This is a genomic window from Caballeronia sp. PC1, from assembly GCF_021353155.1.
Lineage (GTDB): Bacteria > Pseudomonadota > Gammaproteobacteria > Burkholderiales > Burkholderiaceae > Caballeronia > Caballeronia cordobensis.
Window position 1 is genome coordinate 613,900 of record NZ_JAJUBH010000003.1, and the last position, 18,988, is coordinate 632,887.

General features: G+C 60.7%; 16 protein-coding genes and 2 pseudogenes. 12 read left to right on the forward strand and 6 right to left on the reverse strand.

Annotated features, from left to right (window positions below):
* Window positions 1–103: 103 nt before the first annotated feature.
* The 3 genes from LY284_RS27435 to LY284_RS39320 are packed head-to-tail and all read left to right on the forward strand — an operon-like array spanning window position 104 to window position 4,096.
* Window positions 104–2,140: a contractile injection system protein, VgrG/Pvc8 family gene (locus LY284_RS27435; protein WP_233389304.1), complete on the forward strand. Its 2,037-nt coding sequence runs from the start codon at window positions 104–106 to the stop codon at window positions 2,138–2,140.
* On the forward strand, window positions 2,043–3,704 hold the full coding sequence (locus tag LY284_RS27440; protein WP_233389307.1) for an RHS repeat-associated core domain-containing protein: 1,662 nt from the start codon (window positions 2,043–2,045) through the stop codon (window positions 3,702–3,704). The genes LY284_RS27435 and LY284_RS27440 overlap by 98 nt, the downstream gene beginning before the upstream one ends.
* Window positions 3,701–4,096 carry an immunity 50 family protein gene (locus tag LY284_RS39320; RefSeq protein ID WP_375294301.1) on the forward strand — a complete coding sequence of 132 codons (396 nt, stop codon included), beginning with the start codon at window positions 3,701–3,703 and terminating at the stop codon, window positions 4,094–4,096. The genes LY284_RS27440 and LY284_RS39320 overlap by 4 nt, the downstream gene beginning before the upstream one ends.
* Window positions 4,097–4,128: 32 nt before the next feature.
* Here the strand turns inward: LY284_RS39320 and LY284_RS38820 are convergent.
* Window positions 4,129–4,224 (reverse strand): annotated as a pseudogene (locus LY284_RS38820) (SymE family type I addiction module toxin); the annotation flags it as partial.
* 141 nt (window positions 4,225–4,365) lie between these two features.
* On the opposite strand from LY284_RS38820, the gene LY284_RS39325 reads away from it, so the two are divergent.
* From LY284_RS39325 to LY284_RS27470, 7 genes and pseudogenes are all read left to right on the forward strand, one after another.
* Complete coding sequence (locus LY284_RS39325) at window positions 4,366–4,443, forward strand: RHS domain-containing protein (RefSeq protein ID WP_375294313.1); 78 nt, start codon at window positions 4,366–4,368, stop codon at window positions 4,441–4,443.
* A 73-nt stretch (window positions 4,444–4,516) separates the two neighbouring features.
* Complete coding sequence (locus tag LY284_RS39330) at window positions 4,517–4,825, forward strand: RHS repeat-associated core domain-containing protein (protein WP_375294314.1); 309 nt, start codon at window positions 4,517–4,519, stop codon at window positions 4,823–4,825.
* Between the two features lie 200 nt (window positions 4,826–5,025).
* Window positions 5,026–5,385: a hypothetical protein gene (locus LY284_RS27450; protein ID WP_233389308.1), complete on the forward strand. Its 360-nt coding sequence runs from the start codon at window positions 5,026–5,028 to the stop codon at window positions 5,383–5,385.
* 981 nt (window positions 5,386–6,366) lie between these two features.
* The gene (locus LY284_RS27455; RefSeq protein WP_233389310.1) at window positions 6,367–6,669 is read left to right on the forward strand and encodes a transposase; all 303 of its coding nucleotides are present in this window, start codon (window positions 6,367–6,369) and stop codon (window positions 6,667–6,669) included.
* Window positions 6,666–7,271 (forward strand): IS3 family transposase, encoded by a 606-nt coding sequence (locus LY284_RS27460; protein WP_233389313.1) that lies wholly within the window; start codon window positions 6,666–6,668, stop codon window positions 7,269–7,271. Before LY284_RS27455 ends, LY284_RS27460 begins: the two co-directional genes overlap by 4 nt.
* A 35-nt stretch (window positions 7,272–7,306) precedes the next feature.
* Window positions 7,307–8,660 (forward strand): annotated as a pseudogene (locus tag LY284_RS27465) (IS30 family transposase).
* A 4-nt stretch (window positions 8,661–8,664) separates the two neighbouring features.
* A complete protein-coding gene (locus LY284_RS27470; protein WP_375294302.1) occupies window positions 8,665–8,970 on the forward strand; it encodes an integrase core domain-containing protein in 306 nt (101 codons plus the stop codon).
* Between the two features lie 127 nt (window positions 8,971–9,097).
* Here LY284_RS27470 and LY284_RS27475 read toward each other — a convergent pair whose 3' ends face one another.
* Window positions 9,098–10,849 carry a ShlB/FhaC/HecB family hemolysin secretion/activation protein gene (locus LY284_RS27475; RefSeq protein WP_233389315.1) on the reverse strand — a complete coding sequence of 584 codons (1,752 nt, stop codon included), beginning with the start codon at window positions 10,847–10,849 and terminating at the stop codon, window positions 9,098–9,100.
* A gap of 328 nt (window positions 10,850–11,177) precedes the next feature.
* Between LY284_RS27475 and LY284_RS27480 the strand changes: the two genes are divergently transcribed.
* Window positions 11,178–13,544 (forward strand): ATP-binding protein, encoded by a 2,367-nt coding sequence (locus tag LY284_RS27480; protein ID WP_233389317.1) that lies wholly within the window; start codon window positions 11,178–11,180, stop codon window positions 13,542–13,544.
* Between the two features lie 72 nt (window positions 13,545–13,616).
* Here LY284_RS27480 and LY284_RS27485 read toward each other — a convergent pair whose 3' ends face one another.
* Complete coding sequence (locus LY284_RS27485; RefSeq protein ID WP_233389319.1) at window positions 13,617–14,774, reverse strand: porin; 1,158 nt, start codon at window positions 14,772–14,774, stop codon at window positions 13,617–13,619.
* Window positions 14,775–15,625: 851 nt separating this feature from the next.
* On the opposite strand from LY284_RS27485, the gene LY284_RS27490 reads away from it, so the two are divergent.
* The gene (locus tag LY284_RS27490; RefSeq protein WP_233389321.1) at window positions 15,626–15,949 is read left to right on the forward strand and encodes a hypothetical protein; all 324 of its coding nucleotides are present in this window, start codon (window positions 15,626–15,628) and stop codon (window positions 15,947–15,949) included.
* Here LY284_RS27490 and LY284_RS27495 read toward each other — a convergent pair.
* The 3 genes from LY284_RS27495 to LY284_RS27505 form a co-directional block, all read right to left on the reverse strand.
* Complete coding sequence (locus LY284_RS27495) at window positions 15,946–16,230, reverse strand: hypothetical protein (RefSeq protein WP_014252953.1); 285 nt, start codon at window positions 16,228–16,230, stop codon at window positions 15,946–15,948. The genes LY284_RS27490 and LY284_RS27495 overlap by 4 nt on opposite strands.
* Before the next feature lie 105 nt (window positions 16,231–16,335).
* On the reverse strand, window positions 16,336–17,775 hold the full coding sequence (locus LY284_RS27500; RefSeq protein ID WP_041733538.1) for an MFS transporter: 1,440 nt from the start codon (window positions 17,773–17,775) through the stop codon (window positions 16,336–16,338).
* Between the two features lie 58 nt (window positions 17,776–17,833).
* Complete coding sequence (locus LY284_RS27505; protein ID WP_014252951.1) at window positions 17,834–18,982, reverse strand: CaiB/BaiF CoA-transferase family protein; 1,149 nt, start codon at window positions 18,980–18,982, stop codon at window positions 17,834–17,836.
* Window positions 18,983–18,988: the final 6 nt, after the last annotated feature.

Sequence of the window (18,988 nt, forward strand, 5' to 3'; positions counted from 1 at the left end):
ACGGCGTGGGTTGCATCAGTGTGAGCTGGAACCGACGACTTAAATCAATCCCCGCACGGCCTTGTCCGTGACCTTAATCAAAAGAACCAGGGAGCTGTACCCGATGTTCAATCCACTGCAAGAACGCACGCTCAAGGTCGCGTGCAAGGCGCTGCCCCTGTGGGGTGGTGAGGACGTGCTCATCCCTGAGCGCGTGAGCGGCGTCGAAGCCCTGGGCGAACTGTTCAAATACCAGGTCGAATTCGCCACGCTCGATATTCCGAGTTTCCGCGTCTATCAGGCGCGTGAGGTGATCAAACCAGATGACCTCATCGGCAAGCTGATCGAAATTTCGGTCGAATTTGAAGGTAAAGGAACGTTCGTTCCGGGGCTCCCGGGCGATCTGGGCGCGGGCAATATCGGCGCGGGCGTGCGGACCATCAACGGCATCATCACCGAAGTCGAGCAGACGGGCAGTGATGAGCGGCGCGCGTACTACCGTTTCACGGTGCGGCCATGGCTCTGGATGACGACGCAGAGCATCGACAATCGCGTGTTCCAAAATTTAAATGTTATTGAGATAACCGAAGCGGTCTTCAAAAGCCGCAATTTCAAATTCCCGTGGAACTGGCGCGTGGCCGCCGTGGCGCTCAAGAACAACGTGTTTCCGAAGCGCGATTATGTTCGACAGTTCTGGCAGACGGATTATGACTTCTTATGCCAGATCTGGAGCGAGTGGGGCATTTACTACCACTTCGACGGCATGACGCTCGTGCTGTGCGATTCGCCCGGTTCGCACAAGAAGCACGGCAATACATACGACACGATCCGCTATCACGCGCCCGAGGATAAGCGCATCGACGAGGAGCATATCCACGCGCTCACGGTATCGCGCCAGATCACCCCGGGCGATGTGACGCTCGCCGACTACGACTATACGCAACCGAACGGCGTGTTCACGCAGGCGCTGGCGGCGCTGGCGAACCCGCGCACCGGCGCGATTGCGAAGCTGCTGACGATTCTGGTGAGCCTTATCGCGGCGTGGCGCAAGAAGCACGCTCGCGGCAAGAACCTCAACATCAAGGAACAGGAAGTCAGTCAGGCGAAGAAGCAGAATGGCAAGGGCAAGCTCGAGTCCAAGCATGTTGAAGCGGACTCGGAGAGCGACCCCGGCTGCAAGAACTGCCCCGCGCCCGCCAATACCGGCCGCAGCATCAGCTTCGCGCGCGGCGCCGAGCAGCTCACGCACGAGGACTTCTCGCTGGCGGGCGTGTTCGCGCTGGACTGGGCGCGCATGTATCGCTCGGATCATGACGCCTACGATGCCAGTCCCCTGGGGGCGCGCTGGAGCTCGCCCTTCACCACGCGGCTGGACATCATCGATCGCGGCGCACGGCCCGAACTGCTGCGCTATCACGGCGCGGACGGTCGCACGCACGAGTGGCCGCAGCCGAAGGTCGGCGCGTTTCACTACGACGCCATCGAGAACGTGACGCTGGTGCGCGTGGCGGAGAACAGCGTGGCGGTGTGCCGCGGCGTCGAGACGAAGGAAACCTACGAGCGCCATGGCAAGCACTATCGGCTGGTGAACATCACGCTGCGCAACGGCGCAGCTGTGGCGCTGGCCTACGAGCACGCGGGCGAAGCGAATGCGCTCACGCCCTCCGACCTGATGAGCCATCACGGCGACGATATCCACGCGCACGTGCATACGATTGCCGACAAGACGGGTCATATCACGCAGATATGGCTGATCGACGAAGGCAAGCCGGTGCGGCAACTGGCGGCATATGAATACGACGAGGCGGGCGATCTGGTGTCGGCCACCGACGAGCACGGCGCGCAACGCGGCTACGCGTACGCTCACCATCTGCTCACCCGCTACACCGACCGCACCGGACGCGGCATGAACCTGCGCTGGCACGGCACGGAGCCGACCGCGAAGGCGGTGCGCGAATGGGCCGACGACGGCAGCTACGACACGAAGCTGGAATGGGATCCGGATATCCGCCTGACCTACGTGACGGACGCCCACGGCAACGAGACCTGGTCACGACTACGACGTGCTGAACCAGCGCGTGACGACGATTCGCCCGGACGGCCATCGCGTGGGCGTGCTCAGTTACGGCAGCGGTCACGTGCATGGCATGTTGCTCGATGACCGGGAACTGGTGCAGATCGAGCGGGACGATTTGCATCGGGAGATCGAGCGCGTGCAGGGCAACGGCCTCACGCAGCGTCAGGAGTATGACGTGGGCGGCCGGTTAAAGACGCAGAAGCTGATGGCGAGTCACGAAACGCCGGGGGGCAAGCGCCTGCAGATGCGTGAATACCGCTACGATGGCGCGGGCCAGTTGCAGGCGATCCGCGATGTGCGGCGCGGCGATCTGGATTACCGTTACGACCCGGTGGGGCGGCTGCTGTCGGCGCTCAGCGCGCAGGGCGAGGAGCGTTTTGCGTTCGATCCGGCGGGCAATCTGCTGGACGATCCGCACACGCGGCGCATCGAGGCCGACTCCGAAAGAGGGACGGCGGAGTACGCGAGCCGCATTCAGGGGCGGCCGGTGCTGCTGGATAACTTGCTGAAGGGTTACGCGGGCACGCACTATCGCTACGATGAGTTTGGGAACCTGACGCAGCGGACGCAACAGGGCGAGCAGACGGAGTATCGGTGGGATTTGTTCGACCGGCTCGTGAGTTCGAGCAGCCCGACCATGCGGGTGGCGTACCACTACGACGCACTGGGCCGGCGCATCCTGAAGGAATCCACGGCGCAGGGGCTACGCGCACCGGATGCGGATGGACGAGGCGCGGGCGCGACGCTGTATGGATGGGATGGCGATACGCTGGCGTGGGAGAGCGGAGACGCATACGCGGGCGGTCAGGCGCGCACGACGCATTACGTGTACGAGCCGGGCGGTTTCGTGCCGCTGGCGCAGGCGAGCCAGAGCGGGTATATCGGGCTGCACGCGCAGCCGGTGTATGAAGGGCGTTACGACATCGACCGGGATCCGTTGTGGGTATCGGTGGCGGAGCCGGTGGCGTTTGCGCAGATCGGCTACTATCAGTGCGATCATCTGGGCACGCCGCAGGAAATCACGGACGCTCAAGGTGAGGTGGCGTGGAGCGCGCATTACAAGGCGTGGGGCGAGGCGAAGGAGGCGATCAGTACGGCGGCACGCAGGGCGGGGATCAGCAATCCGCTGCGCTTCCAGGGGCAATACCACGATCATGAGACGGGGCTGCATTACAATCGCAACCGGTACTATGATCCGGCAACGGGACGGTTCATCTCGAAGGATCCGATTGGATTGCAAGGTGGACTAAATGTCTATCAATATGCGCCTAATCCGATTGAATGGATTGATCCGCTTGGGCTCGCATGCCACCAGACAAGAAGCGCCAGTTTGCGAGCTATTAAACGACAGCTTGGAATTTCCATGTCTCAGCATCCTGTCGGTCAGAGGATGGTTCCGTTAACTGATTCAAGTGGCAATTGGATTCTCAACGCGAATAAAAAACCTATCCAAACTAGGGAGTTAACTTATAGTATTAATGGAAAGAATGTAGTCATTCAGGACCATTCTGCTGGTCATTACTACGGCCAAGATGGTGTTGGTGATCAGCCATCACACCACAACGTGCGCCCGGAAGGCGACGAGCGAACAGGCAAGGTCGATGGCATGGATGATCACTATTACTTCAAATGCCGGAATAAGAAATGATAGCGACTTCTCGGATTTTAAATCCCCAGGCCGTAGCTTCTACTTACGGTGATTTCCCGTCGCTTCGAGGAGCACGGCTTACAGAGGTTCGATTTAAAGAGGGTGAGCCAAGGTTGCTTGTCAAGCTTGTAACTGACCAGAAGCCTAAGTTACCTCCTCGTAGATGGCCGAAGGACTACGATCAAGTTTATTTGGAACTGTCGTTCATAGGCGCTAGAGGTGTAAGGTTCGAACAATGGGGGCATAACAACATTGTCGATACACTTGATTTCGAGGATGTAGGCGAATCCGCTGTTGCGAAAGTGAAGTGTTTGAGCGGCACAGAACTCACGTTCCTGTGTGACTGGATAAACATTGAGAGCGTTACCCATGGATATCTTGGGACGTCATAAATGAACGAAGGGCCGCTGACGCGGCCCTTCGTTCATTCGGCGGAAATGGTCTGCCGCCCGTGCTCAACGTTGATCTTGACGCGCTGGCCCGCTTTAAATCCGGCGTTCTCAATCCACCGTCCGGCGACTTTGAGCCACGGAAAAAGTGGTGGCTCGGTGAGTTGGTAGCTCGGTTTCTGTCAGTCACGGGATTCGACCGGGATCCGTTGTGGGTATCGGTGGCGAAGCCGGTGGCGTTTGCGTAGATCGGCTACTGTCAGTGCGATCATTTGGGCACGCCGCAGGAAATCACGGACGCCCAGGGTGAGGTGGCGTGGAGCGCGCATTACAAGGCGTGGGGCCAATAGTACGGCGGCACGCAGGGCGGGGATCAGCAATCCGCTGCGCTTCCAGAGGCAATATCATGATCATGAGACGGAGCTGCATTACAATCGGCGTCGGTACTATGATCCGGCGACGGGCCGGTTCATCTCGAAGGACCCGATTGGACTCAAAGGTAGACTCAATGCATTCGCTTACGCGCCGAATCCGCTCTCATGGATCGATCCTCTTGGGCTATCGAAATGTGTTTTTCGGGGTGACGCACGCTCGCCGGATATGAATTTTAAAGAAGGTTTTAAGCTTCTCGGCAACAACACGGACTTGTTCAATTACGCTCTTAAAAGCGAACCAAGCGTTTTTGTATCTGCGTCGAAATGTCCCAACGTAGTTCGCGAGTTTGCGGATTGAGTGGAGGGACTGTCTGTACATTGGCAACCAATCAGCGGGAGTAGCCGTGAACGCATCGAAAAGTCCGTTTCCTCAAGAACTTTAGTCGCGGTCCCAGGTGGAACTGATCCACCAACCATTATGGGCGCGAAGTCAGTTGGTCCAGATGGCAAGCACAGCGGACCATTTATCAAGAACCCTGGATAGATTAAGGGATTGTCGTGGAAGTCATCCATATAGAAATTTCATCGGCATATGGTGCAAGAGAGCATTGCGAGATTAAGTTTACGCAAAGGTCACCTGTCACGATGAATGTCCGCAGCGACCAATTCGGAGTCTTGTCATTCAACGATAGCAACTTGTTTGCTGCACTGTCTGCTTTCCGTCGTGTTCTTGAACAACAAGGCTATTTGGTTTTGTGCAACGGCGCTCGCAGAGATGCTTACCCGTCGCGAATGGCTTTGCAAATGGGAGGTGGTCTAAAAGTATATTTGCTCAAGGCGGGAGAGCCGGCACGACGGGAAGATTTGGTTGATATTTGGGGCTCGGCGAGCTTAGATCAGGTTTTGCAGCATAGCTGAGCAGCAAGCTGCCTACGAATCATGGCTTGCGAGCTTGGGGTAATCGGAAACTCTGAAAACATGAGAAACCGCTTTTGCGGTCCCTTCGTTCGTTCGCGGGGCAATAACACGAACGTGAGACGGGGCTGCATTAAAATCGGCATCGATACAACGATCCGAGTACGGGAAGGTTCATTGGTAAAGTCCGATTGGGTGCAAAGTAAACTCAACGTCTATCAATAGGCGCGAATCCGATTGGCTGGATTGATCCCGTGGTCTGACTGCTGGAGGAAAAGCCACGATAAACTGGTACGATAATCGCGGCCCAGATAACGCGTATGGTCACTATTCAGTTTCCGTAGAGCACGGTGATAGTGTGCCTGAAGCGCATCAATTGGGAGCCCCAGGCACAGATACCATGATTAGCAATGACCTGACGATGTTGGATCCGAAAACGGATGCTCTAGCAAAATCGGGGACGGTCGATTTGACTAACACTAAGTCCGCACAAAACTTTCGGAAAGAAAATTTGAAAAAACGGACCAACTTATTACACATAGCATCGCACCTGCGTGACTCATGTTGGCGATGCTCTTAGAGCGGGTAGCGTGAATGTGCCAAAAGAACCCGGTGCCCAATTCAAATTCCCTCAAGCGACTAGGTTTATTATGATTTGAAAAGTGAAGCCAGGGATCTGCAAAAAGCACGGGGCTCAACGCTTTACGATTACCTCCCTTTTTTAGCGAAGGCTAACTTGAATGGCAATTTAGGCGACATTTCGATCACGAAACTCCGAATATATTCAAGCGGACGTTGGAGCGAGCAGTAGAAGGTGTGCGTGGATAAATCCCGAGCATGTGACGGACGTTAGCTTGAAAAGAAAGAAATTTTTTAAGAAAGGTTGATGGTGGATTCAAGGTTGGGTTCGATCGCTATATTGTAGTGGTCTACTGAAACTGGACACCTCAAAAGGTAGACTTCATTGACCGAGCGAGGTGTCAAATGGGCAGACGAGAGTTTTCAGAGGAGTTCAAACGCGAGGCTGTTGGGCTGGTTCTGGAGCAAGGCTACACGGTGAGTAGGGCCGCTCAGGCGCTGGGAATCGGCGAAACGGCATTGCGGCGATGGATCGGACACCGCCGTCCGGTTGCGCTCAAGGCCGTGGAGCAAACGACGCCAGCGCTGCCGGAACAGTTGAAGATCCGCGAGTTGGAGAAGCGCGTTGCGGAGCTTGAGCGAGAACGCGACATTTTAAAAAAGTCCACGGCCTTCTTTGTCAAAGAGCTGGATCGCGATTCGAAGTGATTCGGCAGACAGAGAAGGCGTATCCGGTTGCCGTGGTGTGTCGCATTGTCGGGGTGGCGCGCAGCAGCTACTACGCCTGGAAGGCTCGACAATGCAAGGATCGGGCGCGCAATGAGCAACTCGTGCGCGAGGTACAGACGATCCACGCGCAGCACCGGCAAAGCTATGGCAGTCGGCGCATGTCGCAGGAGATGCGCCGTCGAGGCCATGATGTCGGGCGAGCGCGTGCGAGGCGGTTGATGCGGGAAGCAGGCGTGCAGGCTCGCATGCGTCGATCGCATCGCTATGTGAAGCGCGATCAGAGTTCGACGATCGCACCGAATCATCTTGATCGAGCGTTTGCGGTGTCAGTGCCGAACCGGTGCTGGGCGGGTGATGTCACGTATATCTGGACACAGCAAGGCTGGCTGTATCTGGCAGTGGTGCTGGATCTGTTCTTTCGACGCGTGGTTGGATGGGCTTGTTCAGACAAGTGCGGCACGTTTCTGGTCATTCGAGCGCTGCAGCTAGCGCTCGATGTGCGGCGCCCGGATGCGGGGTTGATGTTCCACTCAGACCAGGGATGTCAGGGCGGATTCAACCGGTCGTCGCAACACCTTTGATCGAGGAGGTGTTTATGGGACGACCAGCGGGCTGGATGCGTAAGTTGACAGGGCGAGGAGCGATGCGCTCGCCAGGTGCGCCGTCGCATCGACGTGAGATCGAGCGGCGATTCTGGGAGCAAATCGCAACAGGTATTACGAGCGAGAAGGCTGCAGAGGCGGTTGGCGTGTCGCAGGCAGTAGGCACTCGCTGGTTCCGTCATAATGGCGGCATGCCACTTTCCATGTTGAGCCCGATATCCGGGCGGTACCTGTCGTTCGCGGAGCGAGAAGAGATTGGACTACTTTCGCATCAAGGCGTCGGGGTGCGCGATATTGCTCGTCGTATCGGACGCAGCCCATCAACGGTCTCCCGGGAATTGACACGTAACGCTGCAACGCGTGGCGGGCAGCTTGAGTATCGGGCTTCGGTTGCGCAGTGAAGGCGGAGCTGGTTGCCAAACGACCTAAACCTTCGAAACTGGTGACTAACCCACGGCTGCGCCACTACGTGCAGGACCGTCTGGAGGGCAAGGTTCGCGACGCTGATGGCCGTGAGATTTCTGGGCCCCGGCAAGCACCATTCAAAGGGAGAAACAAACCGCATCGCGGTGCCCGTAAATGGGTCAATGGCTGGTCGCCTGAACAGATTTCCAACCGGCTGCAGACCGACTTCCCGGATGATGAAGCCATGCGCATCTCTCACGAAGCCATTTACCAGGCTCTCTATATTCAGGGCCGAGGTGCTCTCAAGCGCGAGCTGGTCAGCTGTCTGCGCACTGGGCGGGCGTTGCGCGTGCCGAGGGCCCGGGCACAGGCCAAGGCTTGGGCGCACGTTAGCGAGGACGTGATGATCTCCAGCCGGCCTGCAGAAGTGCAGGATCGTGCCGTGCCAGGGCATTGGGAAGGTGACCTTATCATCGGCCTGAACCGGTCCGGTCAATCGGAACGCTGGTTGAGCGGACAAGCCGGTTCACCATGCTCGTCCATCTACCTCGCGAGGAGGGCTACGGGCTGATGCCCAGAACGAAGAACGGTCCCGCGCTGGCTGGCTACGGAGCTGTCACGATGGCCAATGCGCTCAAGAAGACCGTGACTGACATGCCTGCCCAGTTGTGGCGGTCATTGACTTGGGATCGTGGAAAAGAACTATCTGATCACGCCCGCTTTACGGTTGAGTCCGGGGTAAAGGTATTCTTCGCCGACCCGCACAGTCCATGGCAGCGCGGCACGAACGAGAACACGAACGGCCTTCTGCGGCAATACTTTCCAAAGGGCACAGACCTGTCCCGGTGGAGCGCTCGAGAGATCCAGGCCGTCGCCAATGCACTGAATTCCAGACCCCGGAAAACGCTTGGTTGGAAGACACCGGCCGAAGCCCTGGACGAATACCTGAGTTCTGCTCAATAATCGAGTGTTGCGACGACCGGTTGAATCCGCCCAGTATGCGAGCGGCACGTTTCAGCAGTTGCTGCGCGAGCATCGAATCAAGTCGAGCATGAGCCGCAGGGGAAACTGCTGGGACAACGCGGTGGTGGAGCGATTCTTTTGCAGTTTGAAGGGTGAGTGCATCGGCGAACGCGCCTATCGCGATCACGCAGAGGCGCAGGCTGATCTGCTGGACTACATCCTGATGTTTTACAACCAGCGCAGATTGCATTCGGCGGTCGGGCAGTTGCCACCGGCCGAGTACGAAGAAGTAAAGGCGGTAGGTACCTGACGAAGTGTCCAGGTTTGGTGAACCACTACATATTGACAAGTACGAAGATGCGAATAATCAATACAATTCGTACGTAAAAAGTGGCGGCTCGGTTCGCTGCCAGTAGGAAGCAAAGGACGCCCTCCCCCTAACTCCCAATCACCAAAAACACCTCCCCCACCGGCGCCTTCGAGCCATTCGGCACCGCCGCCTTCAACGGAAACCCATACGTTCCGCGAAAGCTCACGAAGCGCCCCACCTGCACGCGAATCCCCGCCCCGATACCCGCCAGCGAAGCATTGTTCGGCTCGCCGAATTCGGGGATTCGATTCCACACATGCCCTGCATCGAAGAACACGAACGGCTGCATCGCCGCGATGCCCGCCGAAATCGCCGGGGCGCGCAACTCCGTCTGCACGTTCCATCCGCGATCGCCCTGCGCGGTGTAGGGCTCGTAGCCGCGCACGGTGGCGTCGCCGCCCAGCCCGAGTTCCTCGCTCGGCAAGAGCGTGCTTCCGGTCCACTGTAGAAGCCCGCGCGCCGACACCGAAAAGCCCGACTTGCCGAGCGGCATGTCGCGCTGCGCCGACAGTTGCATGTACTGATAACGCGGCTTCGCGCCGAGGCGCGCCGTATCGTAGGCGGCGTCGTTGCTGCTGCTGTCGAAATAGCCGGGACTCACGAAGAGCGCGGCATTCAGATGCGTATCGCCCGATGCATCGCTGCGCAGCAGGTCGTAGGCGAAGACGAACTGATGGATATGCGTGTTCGCATTGAACACCTGAAAGCCGCCGAACTCCAGGTCGTTGTTCGAGCGCTTGAAGTCGTAGCCGATCTGCACCTGCTGCTGCCACGCGCCGGCGTTGTCGAGCGGCGGCAAGCGCCAGTCGTAGCGAAAGCTGAGCTGCGCACTCAGGCCCGTCTGTCCATAACTGTCCGGCAGCCGCGGCGTGCTTTGCGCGAACACACCGAACAGTTCGACGCGATCCAGCCACGGCAGCGGCGCGACCACGTTGAACGCATGCGCGATATAGCGCGGACGATCCGGCCGCCCTTCGATATCCGGATTGCCGCTCAGCAGATCGTTACTCGCGGTCATCTGATAGCCGATGCGCGCATCGATGCCGAACAGGTTGCCGTAGTCGAATCCGGCGAGAATGCGATCGCGGCCGAGATCGCGCACGCCGTCGTTGTTATAGCCGCCGTAGAGGCGAAACGGAAAGCGGTCTTCGGTTTGCAGCACGACATCGGTCGTATTGGCGGCGACGCCGGGCGCGTAGACCACATCCACACGCCGGTACGGATTCGCATTGAGCAGCGCGAGGCCCGCGGCGACATCGGCTTCGCGGATCGGCTCGCCGGGCGCGAGCGGCATCTCGCGCATGAGTAGCGCATCGGAGAAATAGCGATTGCCTTTCGGCGTCACGCGCCCCGCGCGAAACTCCGCGACCGCGATCTTCACGACGCCGTTGCTCACGTCCTGCTCGGGCACGTAGACATCGACGAGCGGCTGGCCCGCATCGCGATAGCGCTTCACGACCGCGCGGCGAATCTCCGCAAGACGCGCGAAGGTCAACGGCTTGTGGAGATCGTTCGAGAAGCCGTCGAGAAACTCGGGCGTGAGCAAGGGCACGCCGCTCGATGTGATCGCACCGTTCGCGCCCGACAGCATCGGTGATGCAGCATCGGCACGCACGAAAGCGATGCCGCGCAGATCGCGAATCGCGATATCGTGCGAGCCGTCGCCCGGCTCCGGTGGCGCAGGCGCTGCGCGTGGCCTCGCGGCGGCGGGCGGCGCGAGCGGCGCGACATCGCGATACGACTGCGCGGCGGCCTCGCGTGCATGAACGACGCAGACGAGCGCGGACAAAAGCGTTGCGGCGAGTCGGGCGCGCGTCAATCGAAGCGGCGCGCGCGGCGAACATGAATCATGTCGGCTCCGGCGTTGTCTCGCGTGGTCGGGCTTCGCATGGTATCAGCGCGTCGCGCGGCGCGGAACGGCTCATGCGGCAAGCGTGCTTGCTGCGCGCCGTCGCGCGTAGAAATGACCCGGCATGCCGCGCGGGCCAGTAGGAATAACCGCTCTCGCGCGCCACGCGTATTCCGACTTGCCGCGAGCCTATCTGCGGAACGCTCAACCCATCTATGATTCGAAGTTGATCGGCTTGATGCACGGCCGACCCCGCATTGTCAGGACCATGATGGACAAATCCTCAACCGGCGCAGACATGACCGACACCGCGACGCCCGATGCGTCCGCCAGCGCGCAATGCGCGCGCGAGCCGATTCACATTCCCGGCGGCATTCAGCCTCACGGCGTGCTCTTCAGCGTGGACGCGCACTGTTACATCATGCAGACGAGCGCGAACGTCGCGCAGTTCGCGCATATCGAAGCCGATGCATGCCTCGGCCGCGCGCTATCCTCGGTGCTCGGCCAGCAGGCCGCCGAACGCGCGAGCGCGGGCCTCAAGCAACTCACGCGCGACGGCGCGACCATCCACGTCGGCAATGTCGTGCTCGACGGATGGACGCCGCGCGGGCCGGTCGCGATCGTCGTGCATCGTCATGACGGCCTGCTGTTCGTCGAAGTCGAGCCTGCGCAGGACACCGCCGACGTCTTCTCGACCATGTATCCGCTCATGCGCTCCTTCGTCACCGACGTGCAATCCATGCGCTCGGTCGAGCAGCTTTGCCAGTTCGCCGCGACGGAGATCTCGCGCATCGCGGGCTTCGGCCGCACGCTGGTCTATCAGTTCGATGAAGAAGGTCACGGCAACGTGCTCGCCGAAAGCGTGGAGCCGGGTTATCCGTCGTATCTGAATCAGCACTTTCCGGCCTCCGACATTCCGGCACAGGCGCGCGAGCTGTATCGCCGCAACCGCATCCGCCTCATTTCGAACGCGAACTACGAAGCCGCGCCGCTCGTGCCCGCGCTGCATCCGGCGACCGGCCGCCCGACCGATCTCACCCACGCGTCGCTGCGCAGCGTCTCGTCCGTGCATCTGCAATACATGCGCAACATGGGCACGCTCGCGTCCATGTCGATGTCGATCATCGTCGACGACAAGCTATGGGGCCTGATTTCCTGCCATCACGCGACGCCGCGCCTGCCGCCGTTCGAAGTGCGCACCGCGTGCGAGCATGTCGCGCAGATCGTGTCGCTGCAGATCGAGGCGCGCGAGACGCAAAACGAAGCGCATTACCGGCTCGAACTGCGCCGCATGCTGTCGAAGCTGCTTTCGTCGATGGCGAACACCGACAGCTTCGTCGAAGCGCTCGTCGGCGACGCCGCCGATCTGCTCGGCTTCACCCGCTCGTCGGGCGCGGCGGTGATCTTCGAAGGCCGCACGTCGCTCGTCGGCGTGACGCCGGGCGAGCATGGCGTTACCGCGCTCGTCGACTGGCTCGACGATCAGAGCGAAGACGTCGTGCTGTCCGATTGCGCGTCGCGGGATTGCGCCGCGCTCGCCGGCTCGCCGGACGTGGCCGGCTTTCTCGCGGTGTCGATCTCGAAGATCTACCGCAACTACGTGATCTGGTTTCGCCGCGAAGTCGTGCAGACGATCGAATGGGCCGGCGATCCGCGCGCCAAGCTCACCAGTCTCGCCGCGTCGCTTTCGCCGCGCGAGAGCTTCGACACCTGGACCGATGTCGTGCGCGACCGCTCGCTGCCGTGGCGTGCCGCGGAACGCGAGATCGCGCTCGAGTTTCGCGCGGCGGTGCTTGGCATCGTGCTGCGGCGCGCGGAGGAAATCGCGCAACTCGCGACCGAACTCGGGCGCGCGAATCACGAGCTCGAAGGTTTTTCGTACACGGTGTCGCACGATTTGCGCGCGCCGCTGCGGCACATCGTGAGCTTCGCGGATCTGTTGAAGCAGATGGACGGCGAGAAGCTCTCGGAGCGCGGGCGCGGGTATCTGGACCGGATCGTCACGTCGGCGCGTTTCGGCGGCCGTCTCGTCGACGATCTGCTGTCGTTCGCGCAACTCGGCCGCGCGGCGCTGCGTCCGCACAAGGTCGATGTGCACGCGCTCGTGCGCACGGTCATCCAGAACGATATCGACGAACAAGCGTCCTCGCGCGTGCGCTGGACGGTGGAGGCGCTGCCGCCGATCGAAGCCGACCACGTCTTTCTGCACGTCGCGTTCGCGAACATCATTTCCAACGCGGTGAAGTTCAGCGCGCAGCGCGAGCAGCCGGAGATCGAGGTCGCGGCGCAGGACGGCACGGGCGAGCTGGTCGGGTACGCCGTGTATCGGGTGCGCGACAACGGCGTCGGCTTCGACATGCGTTATGTCGACAAGCTGTTCGGCGTGTTCCAGCGGCTGCATGTGAACGAACAGTTCGACGGCACCGGCATCGGGCTCGCGAACGTGCGGCGCATCATCGAGCGGCATGGCGGCAAGGCGTGGGCCGAAGGCACGCCGGATCGCGGCGCGACCTTCTACATGGCGCTGCCGAAGCAGTTCCGCCCCGAAAGCGGCGTCAGGCGCGATACCGCCGCGACCGCGCTCGCGCGCCTCGCGGCGGGCACGGGCGGCGCAGGGCACGATATCGAACAGCTTCTGAAGCGCGCGGAGCAGGAGAAGAAATAAAAACGGCCGCGATCTCGTCGATCGCGGCCGTTTCATGTTGCCTTCGCGTGGCTTTCTAACGCAGCGCTGCGCTTAGAAGCGGTGGCGCAGACCCACCGTCGCGGCGACCTGATTCTGCGTCGACGACGGCGACAGCGTGTTGATCATCGCGACGTTCGCGCCGGCATTGCCGAGGTCGCCCGATGCATGCTGATACACGCCTTCGACATAGACATCAGTGCGCTTCGAGAGCGAATAGTCGGCCTGCAGCGAAACCGTGTGCCACTTCGGATCGCCCGAGCCGTTGCTGCCCGTCACCTTGCCGTCCGTGTACGTGTATGCGGCGTCGAGCGCGAGCGCCGGCGTGAACGCGTAGCGGCCGTTCAGCTCGAAGTTGTTCAGATGCAGGTTCGTGTTGCCCGGAATCGCGATCGACGTGCCGCCTTGCGACGCGGCGAGCAACTGGTCGTAGTGCGTGTTGGTCCACACGAAGCCGACTTGCGCCGGGCCGTAGGTGTAGTTCACGCCCGCGCCGAAGGTGCGTTGCAATTCGGCCGTCAGATTGGCGTTGTTGCCCTGTCCGGCGGACACCGCGCCGTTCGCGTTCGTGCCGTTGCGCGAATTATTCGTCTGCAGATAAGCCGCCGCGAAATTCAGCGGGCCATTGCCGTACGAAGCGCCCGCGCTCCATGCGCGGTTATTCGAAAACTCGCCAGCGTCGTTCGAGAAGCCGTACAGGCCGCCGAACTTGAAGCCCGCGTAATTCGCGCTTTGATATTTGACCGAGTTCTTGATCGAGAACGAATGATCGAGATTGTCGTTATCGAACGGATGCCCGGCCATATTATTGCCGAAGCCCGAACCCGCTTCCGAGAGCGGCGCGAGATAATCGACCATCGAATCATACTGACGGCCGAGCGTGACCGTGCCGTATTGATCGTGTTGCAGGCCGACATAAGCCTGGCGGTTGAACATCGTATTGCTTTCGGTGTAACGGCCGTTATTCAGGTTGAAGCCGCTTTCCAACTTGAAAAGCGCGTGCAAACCGCCGCCCAGATCTTCCGTGCCTTTCAGGCCGAAATACGTATCGGAAAGCGCGCCGCTGCCTTGCTGCCAGTTGTTATGGCCGCCGGAATTGTTCGTGTAGACGAGACCTGCGTCCAGCGTGCCGTACAGCGTGACGCTGCTCTGCGCGTGGGCCGCCGCTGCGAACGTGCCGAGAATGCCCGCGATGAGAAGAGTTTTTTTCATGGTTCTCTGAGTGTCCTGTTTAATGCGAAAGCTTCCGGGGTGCAGCGGGCCATTGGCCTTTCGCTTCCCGCGAGAAACTGGACACACTGTATGCGACGAGCGCGCGAATTTGGCTGCGCATCGCGCGCAATAATCATTTGCTGATTTCGCGAATCGGTGCGCCGTGGGCTTCATATCCGTTTAAGCTCAACTGCTTAGCGGCAAATCCGTGTGAACAATGCGCCGAACCCTGTTGCGGATGGACGACGCCATTAGTGCGTATCGCGGATAAGTCCATTGCGCCGCGTGCGGTTTATATCCGCCGATGCGGTTGTTAAGCTGCATCCGTCAACAGAACTCCGAGAAGTTATTCTGAGGACACGGAGCGGTTTCGCGAGAGGAGACCGCTCCGTTTCAACGCGCCTTTACGAAATGAATTGGCTCTTCTTTGCGATTGGTCAATATGCGTGCATGCGATGTTTAATCGTCGCGCATTTTCTTCGCCGCGCGAAATATTCAGTTTTCCAAACGATTTCTCGCGAGAATTCGCACGAATATCGGAACGACTCGCATTTAGACGCATTAATCCGCTAAACGCGATATGTTTTACGGAATATCCCGCGCGCTTTGAAAACTTTGCGCACTAATGCGGCGCGGGACGTGCAATCCGCCAGCCTCCGCAACGCATCCGCAAGAAATTTCATCTGCCATTCATAAATATGTAACCAACGCCCAAACGTTTGCCGCTTGAGCCCGCCGCGGGTTTGGCCAGCATCGTTTCAATTCGAAACATCTTGTAGTGCTTTGAATTCCCTGTGCGGTACATGAATTGCTTAAATAGAGGTCTCTGCAAAATCAGCCGGAACAGTGCCATGAAGAGAAGTGCCAATGCGACCACCGTCCCCGCGTTTCGACAGCGGCGACCCGCCCAACTCGCCGAGCGCGAGCTTCAGCATCTTGAAATGATCCTGGCGAATTTCGTCGATCCCAGCGTGGCGTCCGATCGCCTGCCCGCGCGATATTGGGACATGCGCGTTGCGCAACTGGACGAGCAATACGATCTCGTGCCGTCGCAAAGCCAGCGCGTCGCATTGCTTCAGAAAAAGCTCGCGTTGCTGGACAGCGCGCTCGCGTCCGCTTCTTCCGCCGCCGATGTGCAGGAAGAAGGACAGCAGAGCCGGCGCGCCGCCGCCTAGCTCGACCGCGTATTCCCGGGCGGCGACGACACCGCGCCCACCCAGTCGTCGACGAGCGCGCGTGCCGCCGTGTGTGCGCACATCAGCGCGTCCTCGGCCGAGACGAAGCTCGACGCATTGCTGCCCATGCGCAGCGGCGAAAACGCCGTGACCGGCCTGCCCGACCGGCTGATGGTCACGCTCGCCAGATAGTGAATCGCGCCAGGCGGCGGGACCAGCCTGCAACTCGTTTCGATCGCGACTTCGAGCACGAAGCCCTTGTGGTTGTACGACCGTATCATCGGATCACCCCGTCACTATCGAACGGCGCGGCGGCACACGCTGGCCGCCGTCGCACTGCGCTCGCAGCACGGACCGTTCCCGCATAAGGCCGGGACGCGCCGCGCTCAGTGATTCAGTTCTTCGAGACGCAGCCCGTTGGTTCTCGGCCCGAACAGGCCGATCGCGAGCGCGACGATCAGCATGAAGACCGTGATGCCCGTGAACACGCCCGGCACGCCGAAGTCCTTGAGCAGGAACGCGATGATGAAGCCCGACATCATCGCGCCCGCGCGGCTCGCCGAGTACACGATGCCGCTCGCACGGCAGCGCACGGCGGTCGGAAAGAGCTCGGTCTGATACGCGTGATAGCACACCGAGATGGTCTGCCCCGCAAGCGAGATCAGTACGCCGAGCGCGATGAGCGCGGCGGGCGATTTCATCTGTCCGAACGCGATGCCGCTCGCGATCACGACGAGCGCGCCGCCGACGATCAGCCATTTGCGCTGGATACGATCGGCGTAGAACATCGCGAGCATGGGGCCGACCGGCAACGCGAACGCGATGATGAACGAATACAGCAGACTCTTCGTGACGGTGATGCCTTGCCCGATGAGCAGCGTCGGCACCCAGTTCGCGAAGCCGTAATACCCGATCGCCTGACAGAAATTGAAGACGATGAGCATGATGAGACGCGAGCGATACGGCGCGCGCAGCAACTCGGACAGCGATGCGCGCCGGTGCGCCGGCTGCTCGACGACGGCCGCGGGCGGCGGCAGCGCTGCGCCCGACTGGCGCTCGACCACGCGTTCGATCTCGCTCACCACGCGCTCGCTTTCGTCGTGCCTGCCGTGCATCGCGAGCCAGCGCGGGCTTTCGGGCACCGCGCGCCGGATGAACCACACGATCACCGCGCCGACCGATCCGGCGAGCACGACGATGCGCCATCCGTCGAGCCCGAACACGGTTTCGGGCACGAGCCAGTACGACAGAATCGCGGCGACGGGCGCGGCGGCGAACATCACCATCTGATTGAACGCCATCGCGCGGCCGCGCATGTGTTGCGGCACGAGTTCGGTCACGTAGCTGTCGATGGTGATGATTTCCACGCCCACGCCGATGCCCGTCACGAAACGCCAGAAGATCACGCCTTCGGGCGTCGTCTGAAACGCCATGATCGCGGAGCCGATCGAATACCACAGCAGCGAGACCGTGAACACGCTGCGCCGCCCGTAGCGGTCGGGCAGCCAGCCGAAGAAGAACGTGCCGATGAACAGTCCCGCGAAGGTCGCCGCGATGAAACCCGCGATGCCCGTGAAGCCGAAGAACGCATGCGTGGTCGTCTGCAAGAGGCCGCTTTTGGCCATGCCCGGCGCGATATAGCCGGTGAAGATCAGATCGTAGATTTCGAAAAAGCCGCCGAGCGAGATGAGCAACACGAGCATCCAGAGATGCCGCGTGACCGGCAGGCGATCCATGCGCGCGGAAATATGCGCGCCGGGCGTCGTGGCGACGCGGACGTCGGGCGATGCAAGCGGCTCGGCGACCGCGCTGAAGGTGGGCTGCATTGTCTTGTCTCCTGAATTGACGATGGCGCTGGTTTTTATGTGCGCCCTTCGCTTCACATCATGCGATGACGCGTTTGGAAAACCGGCCCAGCACTTCGTCCGTATGCTCGCCCACGCGCGCGAGCGGCTGGCGCACTCCGGGGCGTCGTCCGCCCATCGTGAGCGGGAGCAATACGACATCGGTGGTGCCGCCGTCGTCGGTCTGCATCGGCACGAGTCCGCCGCTTGCCTTCAGATGCGGATCGTCCAGCAATTGCTCGGGCCGCATGATCGGCGCGTACGGAATTCCGGCCGCTTCGAGCTTCGGCGCGAGCTCGTCCGCACGATGATGCGCGAGAATCTCGCCGAGCCGTTCGAGCAGATGCGGCCGCACCGCGACGCGCATCGCGTTGGTCGCGAACTCGGGTTCTTGCGCGAGATCGGGGCGCGCGAGCACGTCGCAGAGCGTGACGAACTGCTTGTCGCTGACCGCGCCGATGAACAACTGCTCGCCTTCGGCGAGCGTGAAGACGTCGTAGACGCTCCACGCCGAGACGCGCGAGGGCATCGGCGGCGGCGCTTCGCGCGTCATCGCGAATTGCTGCATATGCTGCGCCGAGAGGAAGACACAGTTCTCGAAAAGCGCGCTCTGCACTTCCTGACCGCGCCCGGTGAGATCGCGTTCGCGCAGCGCGGCGAGCACGCCGATCGCGCCGAACATGCCGCCCATGATGTCGTTCACCGAGGTTCCCGCGCGCAGCGGCCGGCCCGCCGGACCGGTCATGTACGCGAGACCGCCCATCATCTGCACGACTTCGTCGAGCGCGAGGCGCTTTTCGTACGGGCCGGGCAGAAAGCCCTTGTGCGAAACGTAGATGAGCTTCGGATGCGCCTTCGACAACGTTTCGTAGTCGAGCCCGAGCTTCGCCATCAAGCCGGGGCGGAAGTTTTCGAGCAGCACGTCGCATTCGCCGATCAGTTCCGTCGCGGCCTCGCGGCCCTCGTCCGTGTTGATGTCGATGACGACGCTCTTCTTGTTGCGATTGAACGACCGGAAAAAGCCGATGCCCAGTCCCGGCAGATTGCGCGTCTTGTCGCCGCCGGGCGGCTCGATCTTGATGACTTCCGCGCCGAGATCCGCGAGGATCATGCCGCAGGTCGGTCCCATCACCATATGCGTGAACTCGATCACGCGCACGCCTTCGAGCGGCAGGGTTGAATGACTCATAGCGTC

What these genes read in the sequence shown, in the direction of transcription:
- LY284_RS27435 (WP_233389304.1), top strand. Translation starts at nt 104, where the DNA reads ATGTTCAATCCACTGCAAGAACGCACGCTCAAGGTCGCGTGCAAGGCG.
- LY284_RS39320 (WP_375294301.1), top strand. Translation starts at nt 3,701, where the DNA reads ATGATAGCGACTTCTCGGATTTTAAATCCCCAGGCCGTAGCTTCTACT.
- LY284_RS27455 (WP_233389310.1), top strand. Translation starts at nt 6,367, where the DNA reads ATGGGCAGACGAGAGTTTTCAGAGGAGTTCAAACGCGAGGCTGTTGGG.
- LY284_RS27480 (WP_233389317.1), top strand. Translation starts at nt 11,178, where the DNA reads ATGACCGACACCGCGACGCCCGATGCGTCCGCCAGCGCGCAATGCGCG.
- LY284_RS27485 (WP_233389319.1), bottom strand. Translation starts at nt 14,774, where the DNA reads ATGAAAAAAACTCTTCTCATCGCGGGCATTCTCGGCACGTTCGCAGCG.
- LY284_RS27490 (WP_233389321.1), top strand. Translation starts at nt 15,626, where the DNA reads ATGAAGAGAAGTGCCAATGCGACCACCGTCCCCGCGTTTCGACAGCGG.
- LY284_RS27495 (WP_014252953.1), bottom strand. Translation starts at nt 16,230, where the DNA reads ATGATACGGTCGTACAACCACAAGGGCTTCGTGCTCGAAGTCGCGATC.
- LY284_RS27500 (WP_041733538.1), bottom strand. Translation starts at nt 17,775, where the DNA reads ATGCAGCCCACCTTCAGCGCGGTCGCCGAGCCGCTTGCATCGCCCGAC.
- LY284_RS27505 (WP_014252951.1), bottom strand. Translation starts at nt 18,982, where the DNA reads ATGAGTCATTCAACCCTGCCGCTCGAAGGCGTGCGCGTGATCGAGTTC.